Source organism: Microbacterium sp. P03, from assembly GCF_043556235.1.
In the GTDB taxonomy this organism is placed as follows: domain Bacteria; phylum Actinomycetota; class Actinomycetes; order Actinomycetales; family Microbacteriaceae; genus Microbacterium.
The window spans coordinates 82,227-95,988 of the sequence record NZ_JBIGIM010000003.1; the positions used below are offsets into that span (position 1 = coordinate 82,227).

Below are 13,762 nucleotides of genomic sequence, written 5' to 3' on the forward strand. Positions count from 1 at the left end.
ATGATCAGAACTGCCCATCTTGCGATCCGCGCTAGAGCCGCAGCACCTCGGTCACACGCACCACGGCCGTGCCGACCTCCTCCGAGGCCGCGAGGTCGACGACCGCACGGATGCGCCAGTCGTGGTTTCCGTCGGGGTCGTCGAGGGTCTGCTCGACATTCCAGAGACCGGATGCCGCGGCATCCGTCTCATCGACGCTCACGAGCGCCGGCGACCGCGCGGCACCGCCGGTGAGCAGCTCGTCGTGTTCGTCGTAGTAGGCGTCGAGGGCGGCCGGCCAGTCGACATCGGGGTCGAGCTCGGTGAGAGCGTCGTCGCGCTGGAGCGCCGCGAGCTGCACCCGGCGGAACAGCTCGTTGCGGATCAGCACCAGGAACGCGCGCCGGTTCGTGAGCACCGACGGCGGCGCCGGCGGCACGATCGGGGCGGTGGGGTCGTCGGCCGGGTTGATCAGGCTCTCCCACTCGTCGACCAGACTCGAGTCGACCTGGCGCACGAGCTCGCCGAGCCATTCGATGATGTCGAGCAGCTCTTCGGTCTGGGCGTCGGTGGGAACCGTCTGCCGGATCGCCCGGAACGCGTCGCTCAGGTAGCGCAGCACGAGACCCTCACTGCGCGCGAGCTGATACACCTGGATCATCTCGGCGAACGACAGCGCCCGCTCGAACATGTCGCGGACCACCGACTTCGGAGACAGCTCGAAGTCCCGCACCCACGGCTGGCTCGCCGCGAAGACCTCGAAAGACTGCGCCAGGAGCGCCTCGAGCGGCTTGGGATAGGTGACCTCCTCGAGCGCCTCCATGCGTTCTTCGTATTCGATGCCCTCGCGCTTCATCGCCGCCACGGCTTCGCCCCGGGCCTGGAACTGCTGCTGGGACAGCACGGGTCGCGGGTCGTCGAGCGTCGACTCGATGACGCTGACCACGTCGAGCGCGTAGTGGCCCGTGCCGACTCCGCGGGTGGAACTCCTCGCATCCGGCGAGATCGAGCCGGATTCCGCCCCATCCGGGGACGCCGGGCCCGGATTCGCGGAGTTCTGCGCAGAATCGCGTCCGTCCTCGGGGTCGAGCAGCTCGATGGCCGCGAGCGCGAAGGGCGACAGCGGCTGATTGAGGGCGAAGTTCGGCTGCAGATCGACGGTGAGGCGGATACCCGGGGCTTCCGCTCCGGCATCGACCACCTCCACCACGCCCGCGGCCACCAGCGTCCGGAAGATCCCGAGCGCCCGCCGGGCCAGCTCGTACTGCCGCGCACGGGGCTCGTGGTTGTCGAAGACGAGCGACCGGACGTGGGCGAACACGTCGCCGCCACGGGCGATGACGTTGATCATCATCGCCGCCGTGAGCTGCAGCTGCGGCACGAGGGGCTCGGGTTCGGCCGTCTCCAGCCTTTCGAAGGACGCCTCGCTCCAGTTGACGAACCCCTGCGGCGCCTTTTTGCGGACGATCTTGCGGAGCTTCTTGGGGTCGTCCGCCGCTTTCGCGAACATGGCCGCGTTCTCGATCTCGTGCTCGGGCGCCATCACCACGACGGTTCCGGCAGTGTCATAGCCCGCGCGCCCCGCACGGCCGGCGATCTGATGGAACTCCCGGGCGCTGAGCTGCCGCATCCGCTGTCCGTCGAATTTGGTGAGCGCCGTCAGCAGCACCGTCCGGATCGGCACATTGATGCCGACGCCGAGGGTGTCGGTGCCGCAGATGACGCGGAGCAGTCCGCGCTGGGCGAGGGTCTCCACGAGCCGCCGGTACCGGGGGAGCATGCCGGCGTGGTGCACGCCGATGCCCGCGCGGACGTAGCGGGAGAGGGTGCGGCCGAAAGCCGTCGTGAATCGGAAGCCGCCGATCGCATCGGCGATCTCGTCGCGCTGCTCGCGCGAGACGATCCGCACCGAAGAGAGGGCCTGCGCCCGCTCCATCGCCGCGGCCTGGGAGAAGTGCACGATGTAGATCGGCGCCTGGCCGGTGTTCAGCAGATCTTCGACGGTCTCGTGCACCGGCACCCGTACGTAGGAGAAGTGCAGGGGAACAGGCCGTTCGACGCCGGTGATGCGGGCGGTCGGGCGACCCGTCCGCCGCGTGAGGTCGGCGGCGATGTCGGAGACGTCTCCGAGGGTCGCCGACATGAGAACGAACTGCGCACGCGGAAGCAGCAGCAGCGGCACCTGCCAGGCCCAGCCGCGATCGGGGTCGCCGTAGTAGTGGAATTCATCCATCACGACCTGGTCGACGTCGGTGTCGGCACCGTGCCGGAGCGCCTGATTCGCGAGGATCTCCGCGGTGCAGCAGATGATCGGCGCGTCACCGTTGACCGACGAATCGCCCGTCACCATGCCGACGTTCTCGGGGCCGAAGATGTCGACGAGCGCGAAGAACTTCTCGCTCACGAGTGCCTTGATGGGCGCGGTGTAGTAGCTCCTGCCGCCGCGGGTGAGCGCCGCCGCGTGAGCCGCGACGGCCACGAGGGACTTGCCGGTGCCGGTCGGTGTGGAGAGGATGACGTGGGCCCCCGACGCGATCTCTATGACGGCTTCGTCCTGGGCGGGATACAGGCCGAGCCCGCGTCCCTCCGCCCACTCGACGAATCCCTCGTAGATGGCGTCGTCGCCGGCTCCGCGGGGGATGAGGTCGAGGAGGGACGTGGGCATCCTCCGAGTCTGCCCCCGATCCTGCCGAATCCGCATTCGGACGACGCCCTCGCACCGCACGTGGCGGAATGGCGCGCTCCGCCGTACGTTGTGGGGAGTACGCACCCGGCGAGGAGAGGACGACCATGACCGAGGACCACGACGACACGACGGTCACGCGCAATGATGAGGCGGGTCGGTACGAGATCCGGGTGGGCGATGTCCTGGGCGGGTTCAGCGAGTTCTTCACCGACCGCAAAGGCCGGGTGGTGTTCCCGCATACCGAGATCGACCCCGCGTTCGGTGGACGGGGTCTCGGCAGCACCCTCGTGAAGGCGGCGCTGACGGATGCCGCGGCCCGCGGCGAGACCGTACGCCCGACCTGCCCGTTCGTCACCGCGTACCTGCAGAAGCACGATATCGACGGACTCGTCGTGGACTGGCCACGCGAACGTCCGGCGGCGGGCGGTGGCCACGCCTCGGGAGGCGGCGGCGTATGACCCGGCTCGACGTCGACGCCGAGGAGGTGGCGGAGGCGGCACCGGCCTGCGACGGACCGCGCGCGCTTCTCCTGGAGTCGCGTGCCGTGCCGCTCGGGGGTCTCCGGGGTATGGAAGTGCACAGGGCGCTCCCCCAGCGCGACCTTCCGATGGTGGGCGCGTGGTGCTTCCTCGACCGCTTCGGACCCCAGGTGACGCGCATGCGCGTCGAGCCGCATCCCCACATCGGCCTGCAGACGGTGACATGGCCGCTGGTCGGTGAGGTGCACCACCGGGATTCGGTCGGCAGCGACGTCATCGTGCGCCGCGGTGCGCTCAACCTCATGACCAGCGGCGCCGGCATCTCGCACTCGGAGTACTCGATGGGAGAGGATGCCGCACCTCTGGACGCCCTGCAGCTCTGGGTCGCCCTGCCCGAGTCCCGCCGGCACGGCGCGCCCGACTTCGAACGCCACGAAGACCTGCCGACGCTCGCGCTGCAGCCTGCTGCACGAGAAACGGGAGCACCGGGCGAGGCGACGGTCGTGCTCGGTGAACTGGGCGATGTCGTCTCCCCCGCAACCGTGCACACGCCGATCGTCGGCGCCGAGCTTCGGGTGCGTGCGGGTTCACGCCTCCGCGTGCCGCTGCGGGCCGACTGGGAGTTTGCGCTCATCGGTGTCGCGGGAACGGTCTCGGCGGAGACGGGCACCCCCGACGTGGCGACGAGCCGTGTCGACGTGCGCGAGCTGCTCTATCTCGGTACGAAGCGGTCGGAGATCGTGGTCGCGGCCGGCGACGCGGATGTCACGGCGTTCCTCATCGGGGGCGAACCGTTCCCCGACGAGATCGTGATGTGGTGGAACTTCGTCGCGCGCTCGCACGAAGAGGTCGTGGACGCACGGGATGCGTGGGAGGAGGCATCCGCCCGCTTCGGGCATGTGGTCGGTCACGCCGACGAGCGCGTGCCCGCTCCGCCGCTTCCCGGCGTGCGTCTCACGCGCCGTCGACGGCGGGTGTGAGGGGCGCACCAACTCCTTCGACAGCGGACGATCTCGCCCGGGCACTCCACTTAGGCGAGGCTAAGCTGAGAGCGTGGCAGCGGCATCCCGGATCTCGACGAGCGTGCTGCTCACGTGCGCCGCGATCGGTGTCGCCACGGGCGTCGTGGGGGGCATCGCCGGTCTGATCACGCCGCTGGTGATCGCCGGCGTGCCGATCCTGTACGGCCTGGTCCTCGGCGCCCATGTGCTGCCGGGGATCATCGCCCAGCAAGTCCTGCGCCTGCCCTGGGTCGCCCTCATCACCCACGTCATGGCGGCTCTGGTCGCGAGCGCGTTCGCGCTGCCCTTCGCCGGGCGGTTCCTCGGCACCGCCCTGCTCTTCGGCGGCATCCAGGAGGGCGTCGCTGCACTCACGCGCTATCGCGCATGGGGCGCCTGGCGCTTCTTCGTCTCGGCCGCCGTGATCGGCGTGCTCGTCGCGGCCGTCGTCGGCGTCGCCGCGAACCTCGCGACCCTCCCGGTCTGGGCGCAGCTCGTCTACATGATCCTGTCGTTCCTCGGACCGATCGGCTGGACGGCCGCCGGCCTCGGCGTGGGGACTGCACTGCGCCAGGCCGGCGTCGCCCGTCGCGGGCGACGCTGACGGTTCGCGCTGTGGCCGCATCCGACAACGGCGCCGACGGGGTGGGCACGACTCCAGCCGAGCCGCTTCTGCGGCTACGGGATCTCGGGATCACGCACGAGGGGGCGGATGCCGCGACCCCCGCCGACGTGTCGTTCGACGTGGCGACGGGTGAGGTGGTCCTGCTCCTCGGACCGAGCGGATCCGGCAAGTCGACGCTCACGCTGGCGATGAACGGCCTGATCCCGCACGACCTGCCGGCGATCCTGCGGGGGTCGGTGTCGGTGGGCGGCGATGAAACCTCGGGCAGCACGGTCGCCCGCCTCAGCACGCAGGTCGCGATGGTCTTCCAGGACCCCGACGCGCAGATCGTCACAGGCACCCTGCTCGACGAGGTCGCCTTCGGTCCCGAGAACCTGCGGATGCCGGTCACCGAGGTGCTGCGGCGCGCCGAGGAGTCGCTGCGAAGGGTGGGGCTGTGGGAGCGTCGTCATCAGAACCCCGACCGCCTGTCGGGCGGGGGCAGGCAGCGCTTGGCGATCGCGTGCGCGCTCGCCATGGGCTCGCCGCTGCTCGTGCTGGACGAGCCCACAGCGAACCTCGACCCCCAGGGCATCGAGGAGGTCTACGCCGCGCTGGCCGATCTGGTCGCCGCCGGGGATCGCGCGATCCTGCTGGTCGAACACAACCTCGATGCGGCGGTGGGCCTCGTCGACCGCGTGGTGGTGCTCGATCACACGGGGCACGTGGTCGCCGACGGCCCGGTCGACGACGTCCTGCGCGGTCGGGCCGAGGAGCTGCATGGTCTCGGGGTGTGGCTCCCCACCTCGACGATGGCAGCCCTGCGGCTGCGGACGGCCGGCTGGCGTTTCGGCCCCCTCCCCCTCACCCCCGACGAGCTGCGCGCGGCGCTGGATGCCCAGCCCGCCCCCGCCGGCCCGCCCGCGCCGTCGGAGGCCCATGCACCGCGCCTCGACCCCGGAACGGCTTCTCGTGGCGCCCCACCGCCGTCGCCGCCCCTCATCCGCGTCCGCGGGCTGACCGTGCGCCGAGGCGCGAGCACCGTCCTGCATGACGTCGCCCTCGACATCCCCGAGGGAGCGTTCGTCGCGGTCATCGGTGCGAACGGCGCGGGGAAGACGACCCTCATCCAGGCGATCGCGGGCGTGATCGCCCCGCCGCGCGGCACCGTCCACGTGGGCGACCTCGACGTCGGACGCGCCTCCGCGCGCACACTCGCGTCGCGCGTGGGGTTCGTCTTCCAGAACCCCGAGCACCAGTTCATCGCCCATACCGTGTTCGACGAACTCGCCCATGGACTGCGATCGGCCCGCGTCGCCGACGACGAGATCGCCGAGCGTGTCGACGCGATGCTCGTGCGGTTCGGTCTCCTCGACAAGGCCGATGTGCATCCGTTCCTCCTCTCGGGCGGGCAGAAGCGGCGCCTCTCGGTGGGCACCGCCCTCATCGCCGGCGCGCCGGTGCTGGTCCTGGACGAGCCGACGTTCGGACAGGACCGCGCCCGCGCCGACGAACTCCTCGGTCTGCTGCGCCGGCTCAATGCCGACGGGACGACGGTCATCGTCGTGACCCACGACATGCAGCTCGTGACCGAGTACGCCGACCGCACGGTGATCCTCGCCGACGGGCGCATCGTCGCCGATGCGCCGACCACCGAGGTGTTCGCCGATGATGACCGGATCGTGCGAGCCGGACTGCGGCCGCCGCCGCTCAGACGCGCGCTGAAGGGGATGGTACGGCATCCGCGACTCGCGGACCTCGCACGCCTCCGCGACCTGCCCTTCGTCGCGGCCGCGGCCGACGGAGGCGACGCGTGATCCCGGACGCGGGCGCCGACGCGACCGCGCACGTCGGCGCCCGCCCCGGCCGGGACTCCTTCGATCCGTACGCTCCCGTCGTCGCGGGCTCCGCCCCGCGCTTCCTCTATCGCCTCAACCCGCTCGCCACGCTCGCCGGGCCCGTGCCGGCGATGATCGTGCTCGCGTTCGTCCGCGACCTCGCCACTCCGCTCGCCTTCCTCGCGCTGACCTATGTCGTCCTGCTGATCGGCGTTCGGTTCACCCTGCGCACCGCTCTGCTGCTGTTCGTCGCGATCCCCGTCGCCGTCGTCGTGGTCGGCGTCGGCTTCGCCGTGTGGGCCGATCCCGCGGGGGTCGACCGCAGCGTCGTGGTGCTGCAGGTCGGCGGGTGGGCGCTCTACGGCGGAGCACTCGAGGTCGGTTTCGCGACCGGTCTGCGGCTCGCCGCCATCGTCGCGCTCGGCCTCCTCGCCGGGCTGAGCTCGAGCGGGGTCGAGGTCGTGCGCGCCATGGTCCAGCAGCTGCGCGTGCCGTACCGCATCGGATACACGGCGCTCGCGGCGTTCCGGTTCGTCCCTCGCTTCGGGTACGAGCTGGAGGTCATCCGGCAGGCGCACCGCGTACGTGGCGCGCACGGCGGACGCGGGCCGTTCGCTTCGATCGCCCGGGGGGCGGGCTACCTGGTCCCGCTGCTGGCCGGGGCGATCCGTCACGCCGAGCGGGTCGCCCTGGCGATGGACGCCCGCGCATTCGGCGCATACCCCGACCGCACCGAGAGGCACCTCGTGCCGTTCCGCGTCCGCGACCTGGTGTTCCTGGTGGCGTCGTGGGCCGTGTCCGCCGTGGTGTTCTGGTATTTCTTCCCCTGAGAACGGATGCCGCGCCCCCGCCCCTCGCGCAAGGAGTGAGAGCGCGGCATCCGTGGTCTTCAGCGCTTGCCGGCGATCTGGCGGCCGACGATCTCGCGCATGATCTCGTTCGTGCCGCCGTAGATGCGATGCACGCGGGCGTCGAGGAACGCCGTCGCGATCGGGTACTCGGTGATGTACCCGTACCCGCCGTGCAGCTGCACGCACGTGTCGAGGATCTCCCACTCGCGGTCGGTCGTCCAGAACTTGACCTTCGCGGCCTCCTCAGGCGTGAGAGCCTCGTCCTTGTAGGCCAGCAGGGCGCGATCGAGGTAGGCCCACATGACGTCCAGCGTCGTGGCGATGTCTGCGAGTTTGAACCGGGTGTTCTGGAAGTCGATGATCCGCTCGCCGAACGCCTCGCGGCTCTTGGTGTACTCCACGGTCCACGCGTAGGCCGCCTGCGACGCCGACGCCGCGGCGATGCCGATGGAGAGCCGCTCGAGCGGAAGGTTCATCATGAGCTGGATGAAGCCCTGGCCCTCCGTGCCGCTGATGAGGTTCTCCTCGGGCACGAAGACGTCGCTGAACGACAGCTCGGCGGTGTCGTGTCCGTGCGAGCCCATCTTGTGGAGCGTCTTGCCGTGGTCGAAGCCCTCCATCCCGTTCTCGAGGATGAGGAGGCTGAATGCGTCGGGTCGGTTGCCCTCACCGGTCTTGACGAACGTCACCACGATGTCGGCAGTCTTGCCGCTGGAGATGAAGGTCTTCGCACCGTTGACGATGTACCCGCCGTCCACCTTCTTCGCGGTCGTCTTGATGCCGCGCAGATCGCTGCCCGCACCCGGCTCGGTCATCGCGAGGGCGCCCAGGATCTCACCCGTCGCCATCCGCGGCAGCCACTTCTCCTTCTGGGCCTGGGTGCCCATGTGCACGATGTAGGGCACCGCGAGGTCGTCCTGGATGCCGAAGGCGCCCGCCAGCGAACCCGCACCGGCGGCGATGACCTCTTCATTGACGATGGTGCGGAACCGGTAGTCCTGCAGCATCCCTGCACCGCCGAACTCCTCGGGGACCGACAGTCCGATCAGACCCTGCTCGCCCGCGGCGATCATCGTCGCGCGATCGATCTCTCCGGCTTCGTCCCACTGCGCGATCTTCTCGCTGCTCGCGAAGCGCTTGATGAACTCCTTGACGACGTCGCGGAATGCTTCGTGGTCCTCGTCGTAGATATCGCGGTCCATTGCCGGTCCTTCCTGTCCGCCGTGGGCGGTTCGCGTCGATGCGAGGCGCTTTCGGCTCCCTCGCCGCCGTCGATCCTAGGCCCCACGCGTCAGCGCACGCTGAGCACCTGTGGGATTGCGTTCCCTGAACGCTGAGACCCGGTTTCGGCGTTGTGGAATGCCTCCACCTCGCTGCGACGACGACCCGTCGGCAGCGGGAACGGATGCTCGGACCGGCGTCACCCCACGTAGGTGGGTGCCGCGGGGAGCCCGAAGAACTCCTCCAGCGTGTGCCAGCCGCCGTCGTGGTAGGCCTTGGCCAGGTCGACGCCGATGTAGCGCAGATGCCACGGCTCGGGCATGTACCCGGTGATGTCGGTGCGGCCGTCCTCGTATCGGGTGATCCAGCCGTACTGCCACGCGTTGGCGGTGAGCCACTGGCCCTGCGCCGTCGCGGCGAGGTCGTCCAGCGTCCCGCACCCGCCTCCGTCGCAGGCGACCAGATCGCCGGTCAGACCAGACTGATGCTCGCTGTACCCCGGCCGAGCGCTGGAGAGGTCGGCCTCGGCGGCTCCGTTCTGCGAGACCTGGTTGCCGTACGAGGTGACCTGGGTCTGATACGACCGATAGCCGCTCTCGAGCGCGATCTCCCCGACACCGGCGGCCGCTGCGGCCGCGGCCATCGACGAGAGCGAGGCCGCCGCATCCGCTCGCAGCTCTCCTCCCACGATGCTCTGCACGCCCGCGGGAAGAGCCAGCGGGCTCGGCGCATATCCGGTCGGATCGTACGGCCGAGTCTTGTTGACGACGAGCCACGTACGGGTGGGATCGGCGAGCGACACGCACGGCGCCGTGCCGGCGGCGACCGACTGGCGGAACATCTCGGCGCCGCCCGCCGCCGCGATCGTGGCGGCGTCGTCTCCGGACGCCAGTGCGGCGGTGAAGTCGGCCGATGCGCAGAGATCGACGGTCGCGGGCGCGCCGCTGATGGTCGGGGCCGGGAGGGACTCGGCCGGCACGGGGACCGTGGAGGGGATGGATGCCTCGACGCTGTCGCTCACGATCTTCTGCTCGGGGGCCGACAGTCTGGCGTCGGCGGTGTCCGACACCGCATGACCGGCGACGGCGGCCGAGACGGCGACCACGCCGCCGAAAAGCAGCACGCAGGCTGCGGTCAACCCGTAGACGGCCCGCACGTGCGCGGCCCGCCGGCGGGCCGCGTGCCGCACCGGCGCGGGCTCGGCATGCGCGCCGATGAGGGGCTCGACCGGCGTGGTGCGGTGCCGTTCCGGCGGCGGAGGAGGCCGGAAGATCGGCGGATGCGCTCCCGCCGCCTGCGACGACCAGCCCGTCCCGCCCGTCTGGGCATGCCCCGCATCCCGTTCGCGCTGCAGCCGAGCAGCGCGACGAGTCGCGGGTGTTCCGTGCGGCCGGGGTTCCGTCACACCGTCCATTCTGTCCCCCTCGCGCGCTTCGCGCGGGTCACCCTCACGCAGGCGCGTCGGCTCGAGCACCCGATCTTCTACTCTCGAACCTAAGCGATTGACTTTCCTTCGTCATTCTGTTCCCATGAAGTATGAGATGGCAGGGGCAGCAGCTGGGCACCGCGGATGCCGCCGCCCTCCCCGGTCTCGAACACCTCGACGGGCTCGTCCGGTCGGTCACCACGCCGGAGTTCGCCGGAATCACCTTCCATGAGGTCATGGCCAAGAGCGCCCTCAACCACGTGCCGGGCGCGTCGGCGATGCCTTTCGATTGGACGGTCAATCCCTATCGAGGCTGCTCGCACGCGTGTACCTACTGCTTCGCCCGCGGGACGCACGAGTACCTCGATCTCGACGCCGGGCGGGACTTCGACTCGCAGATCATCGTGAAGGTGAACGTCGCCGACGTGCTGTCGCGCGAACTGCGCCGTGGTTCCTGGCAGCACGAGCCCGTGATGCTCGGCACGAATACCGACCCGTACCAGCGCGCCGAGGGGCGCTACCGGCTCATGCCCGAGATCATCACCACGCTGACGGAGGCGGGTACGCCTTTCTCGATCCTCACGAAGGGCACACTGCTGCGCAGAGACCTCCCGCTCCTGAAGGACGCCGCGGCATCGGTGAAGGTGACCCTCGCGATGTCGATCGCGGTCTTCGGCGACGAACTCCAGAAGCTGCTCGAGCCCGGCACGCCGTCAGCCGCAGCGCGGCTGGACACCGTGCGCGCGGCCACCGAAGCGGGTTTCCGGGTCACGGTGTTCCTCATGCCGATCCTCCCCCACCTCACCGACTCGATCGCGGCGATCGACGACGCCCTCGCGCGCATCAGGGCCGCCGGTGCCGGCACCGTCATCTACGGCGCGCTGCATCTCCGACCGGGCGTGAAGCCGTGGTTCATGCAGTGGCTGGAGGCGCAGCATCCTGAACTCGTCTCCTCGTACCTCGGCCTGTACCCGGGAGCCGCGTCGATGGCGCCGAAGCCCTATCGGGCGTGGCTCGCCACGCGCATGCGTCCGCTCCTGCGCGCCCACGGGCTGGACGGCCGCGACGAAGACGAACACCCGCGTGGGCGGCCGCAGCCGGGTCTCGCGGCGCGCACGCAGATCGTCACGACCTCCCGCGGCCGCGCCGCGGAGGGAGACCGGCTGTTCTGACGCGCACGCCGAACCGCCCGTCCGACCGGGGGGTCGAACGGGCGGTTCGCATGCAGTGTGCGACTACGCGGAGGTCAGCTCCGCATTGGTCGGCAGCGCGCCGACGAGCTCGGCGATGACGTCATCGCCCGGGCGGGCGTCTTCGAAGGGCGCGTCGATCTCGGCACGCTCGAGCATCTCGGTCATCTTCCGACGGCGCTGACGCGTGATCAGGGTGACGACACGACCCTGCGCACCGGCGCGGCCCGTGCGGCCCGAGCGGTGCAGGTAGGTCTTGAACTCGTCCGGCGGATCGGCCTGGATCACCAGGTCGATGTCATCGACATGGATGCCGCGAGCCGCGACGTCCGTCGCGACCAGGACGTTGACCCTGCCCGACGTCAGTCGCTCGAGGTTGCGCGTGCGCTTGGCCTGGTTGAGGTCTCCGTGCAGCGCGACGGCCGGGATGCCCTCGTCGGCGAACTGCTCGGCGAGCATCTCGGCGAATGCGCGCGTCCGGGCGAACACGAGCGTCTTGCCATCGCGGTCCACGAGGCGGCTGAGGATCTCGGCCTTGTCGCGATGGTCGATGACGAGCACGCGGTGCTCGATCGTTCCGGTCTCCTGCGTCTCGCCGGCGACCTCGTAGACGGCGGGCTCGACGAGGAACTCGTCGACGACTCCCGCGACCTCGCGGTCGAGCGTGGCGGAGAAGAGCAGCTTCTGGCTGCCCTCGGCGGTCTGGCGGAGGATCCGCTGCACGGGCTCGAGGAACCCGAGCTCACTCATGTGGTCGGCCTCATCGATCACGGCGACCATGACCTCGGAGAGATCGAGCTTGCGCTGATTGATGAGGTCTTCGATGCGCCCGGGGGTGCCGATGATGATGTCGACGCCCTTGCGGAGCGCACCCACCTGGCGGGCTTGCGGCACGCCACCGTAGATCTGCGTGGTGAACAGTCCGACGCTGCGCGCGATGGGCTGGATGGTGCGGTCGATCTGCAGCGCCAGCTCACGGGTCGGAGCCAGGATGAGCGCGCGCGGAGCGCGTGCGAACTCGCGCTTCGTGCCGGCCTGCGACTTCAGCACCCGCTCCACGAGCGGGGCGCCGAAGGCGATGGTCTTGCCCGAGCCGGTGCGGCCGCGGGCGAGGACGTCACGACCCGCGAGCACCTCGGGGATCGTCGCCGCCTGGATCGGGAACGGCGACGGCGCGCCGAGCTCGATGAGGGTGTTCACGATGTTCTGACCCAGACCCAGGTCGCCCCACGAGATCGATCCGACCTCGGTCGCCTGAACGGCTTCGGCCTGCAGACGCTCGTGCACGACGTCGACGTGCTGCTCGTGGTGCTTGGCCTTCGTCTCGGCGTTCCAGTCGGAACGGTTCGCCGTGTGCGCACCGGCGACGGCACGACCCGCACCGCTGTGGCGCGGACGCTCGACGTACGAGCGGGAGGGACGGTCATCGTTCGACCGCGCCGGACGACGATCGTCATACGTGCGCGCCGGACGGTCGCTGTTGAACGAACGAGCCGGACGGTCATCATTCGACCGTGCCGGACGACGATCGTCATACGTCCGCGCCGGACGATCATTGCCGAACGAACGCGCCGGACGGTCATCATTCGACCGTGCCGGACGACGATCGTCATACGTCCGCGCCGGACGATCATTGCCGAACGAACGCGCCGGGCGATCATTGCCGAACGAACGCGCCGGACGGTCGTCGTTCGACCGCGCCGGACGACGATCGTCATACGTCCGCGCCGGACGGTCATCATTCGACCGTGCCGGACGACGATCGTCATACGTCCGCGCCGGACGGTCATTGCCGAACGAACGCGCCGGACGGTCGTCGTTCGACCGCGCCGGACGACGATCGTCATACGTCCGCGCCGGACGGTCATTGCCGAACGAACGCGCCGGACGGTCATCATTCGAACGCGCCGGACGACGATCGTCATACGTCCGCGCCGGACGGTCATTGCCGAACGAACGCGCCGGACGGTCGTCATTCGAACGCGCGGGACGCTGATCGTCATACGTCCGCGCCGGACGGTCATTGCCGAACGAACGCGCCGGACGGTCATCATTCGAACGCGCCGGACGGTCGTTGCGGGGCGCATGGTCGCGGATTCCGCGGGACTCGTCGCGGCCGGCACGCTGCGACGCGCTCCAGCGTGCCTTCGGAGCGGCAGCGCCCTCCTCCGCGGCACGGTGGCCGCGGTGACCCGCACTCCGGCTGCCTGCCTTGGGGGCGCCGGCCGCCGCGGGGCGGCGCTTGGCGTCTTGGAACGACGTGCGCTTGTCGCCGTTCTTGGCCTGGCCGTAGCGAGGCTCGAAATTCGGGCGTCCGGTGGACGGCTTCTTCTGATGTGCCATGAGGGGGTCCTTCTGGGTTGTCTCGATACGAGAACAGCACTCCAGAACGCTCCGCCACACGCGGAGACGCCGCCGCACATGCGGCATCCTCCGGCAGGATCGGAAGTCCGCGCTGCGCGGACTCCGCCAAAGGGGAGTTGCCCG

General features: G+C 70.0%; 10 protein-coding genes. 6 read left to right on the forward strand and 4 right to left on the reverse strand.

From position 1 onward, the window contains the following. Positions 1-31: 31 nt before the first annotated feature. Positions 32-2,644 (reverse strand): DEAD/DEAH box helicase, encoded by a 2,613-nt coding sequence (locus ACFXOO_RS10025; RefSeq protein ID WP_394563441.1) that lies wholly within the window; start codon positions 2,642-2,644, stop codon positions 32-34. A 125-nt stretch (positions 2,645-2,769) separates the two neighbouring features. Between ACFXOO_RS10025 and ACFXOO_RS10030 the strand changes: the two genes are divergently transcribed. From ACFXOO_RS10030 to ACFXOO_RS10050, 5 genes are all read left to right on the forward strand, one after another. Beyond that, entirely contained in the window at positions 2,770-3,123 is a 354-nt protein-coding gene (locus ACFXOO_RS10030; protein WP_378842527.1) for a GNAT family N-acetyltransferase, read from the forward strand. Next, on the forward strand, positions 3,120-4,124 hold the full coding sequence (locus ACFXOO_RS10035; protein ID WP_394563442.1) for a pirin family protein: 1,005 nt from the start codon (positions 3,120-3,122) through the stop codon (positions 4,122-4,124). The genes ACFXOO_RS10030 and ACFXOO_RS10035 overlap by 4 nt, the downstream gene beginning before the upstream one ends. Before the next feature lie 73 nt (positions 4,125-4,197). After that, positions 4,198-4,749, forward strand: coding sequence for an ECF transporter S component (locus ACFXOO_RS10040; RefSeq protein ID WP_378842523.1), 552 nt, complete (start codon positions 4,198-4,200; stop codon positions 4,747-4,749). Positions 4,750-4,760: 11 nt separating this feature from the next. Then, positions 4,761-6,566: an ABC transporter ATP-binding protein gene (locus tag ACFXOO_RS10045; RefSeq protein WP_394563443.1), complete on the forward strand. Its 1,806-nt coding sequence runs from the start codon at positions 4,761-4,763 to the stop codon at positions 6,564-6,566. Continuing rightward, complete coding sequence (locus ACFXOO_RS10050; RefSeq protein ID WP_378843029.1) at positions 6,566-7,417, forward strand: energy-coupling factor transporter transmembrane component T; 852 nt, start codon at positions 6,566-6,568, stop codon at positions 7,415-7,417. Before ACFXOO_RS10045 ends, ACFXOO_RS10050 begins: the two co-directional genes overlap by 1 nt. Before the next feature lie 59 nt (positions 7,418-7,476). On the opposite strand, the gene ACFXOO_RS10055 is transcribed toward ACFXOO_RS10050, so the two are convergent. Together ACFXOO_RS10055 and ACFXOO_RS10060 are read right to left on the reverse strand one after the other, a co-directional pair. Continuing rightward, on the reverse strand, positions 7,477-8,640 hold the full coding sequence (locus tag ACFXOO_RS10055) for an acyl-CoA dehydrogenase family protein (protein WP_394563444.1): 1,164 nt from the start codon (positions 8,638-8,640) through the stop codon (positions 7,477-7,479). Between the two features lie 218 nt (positions 8,641-8,858). Next, a complete protein-coding gene (locus tag ACFXOO_RS10060; protein ID WP_394563445.1) occupies positions 8,859-10,064 on the reverse strand; it encodes a M15 family metallopeptidase in 1,206 nt (401 codons plus the stop codon). A 131-nt stretch (positions 10,065-10,195) separates the two neighbouring features. Between ACFXOO_RS10060 and ACFXOO_RS10065 the strand changes: the two genes are divergently transcribed. Continuing rightward, positions 10,196-11,257: an Rv2578c family radical SAM protein gene (locus ACFXOO_RS10065; protein WP_378852707.1), complete on the forward strand. Its 1,062-nt coding sequence runs from the start codon at positions 10,196-10,198 to the stop codon at positions 11,255-11,257. 63 nt (positions 11,258-11,320) lie between these two features. Here the strand turns inward: ACFXOO_RS10065 and ACFXOO_RS10070 are convergent, their stop codons facing one another. Continuing rightward, complete coding sequence (locus ACFXOO_RS10070) at positions 11,321-13,618, reverse strand: DEAD/DEAH box helicase (protein ID WP_394563446.1); 2,298 nt, start codon at positions 13,616-13,618, stop codon at positions 11,321-11,323. Between the last annotated feature and the right edge of the window lie 144 nt (positions 13,619-13,762).

Coding starts and splice junctions, on each gene's coding strand:
- ACFXOO_RS10025 (WP_394563441.1), bottom strand. CDS start 2,644: ATGCCCACGTCCCTCCTCGACCTCATCCCCCGCGGAGCCGGCGACGAC.
- ACFXOO_RS10030 (WP_378842527.1), top strand. CDS start 2,770: ATGACCGAGGACCACGACGACACGACGGTCACGCGCAATGATGAGGCG.
- ACFXOO_RS10035 (WP_394563442.1), top strand. CDS start 3,120: ATGACCCGGCTCGACGTCGACGCCGAGGAGGTGGCGGAGGCGGCACCG.
- ACFXOO_RS10055 (WP_394563444.1), bottom strand. CDS start 8,640: ATGGACCGCGATATCTACGACGAGGACCACGAAGCATTCCGCGACGTC.
- ACFXOO_RS10065 (WP_378852707.1), top strand. CDS start 10,196: ATGAGATGGCAGGGGCAGCAGCTGGGCACCGCGGATGCCGCCGCCCTC.
- ACFXOO_RS10070 (WP_394563446.1), bottom strand. CDS start 13,618: ATGGCACATCAGAAGAAGCCGTCCACCGGACGCCCGAATTTCGAGCCT.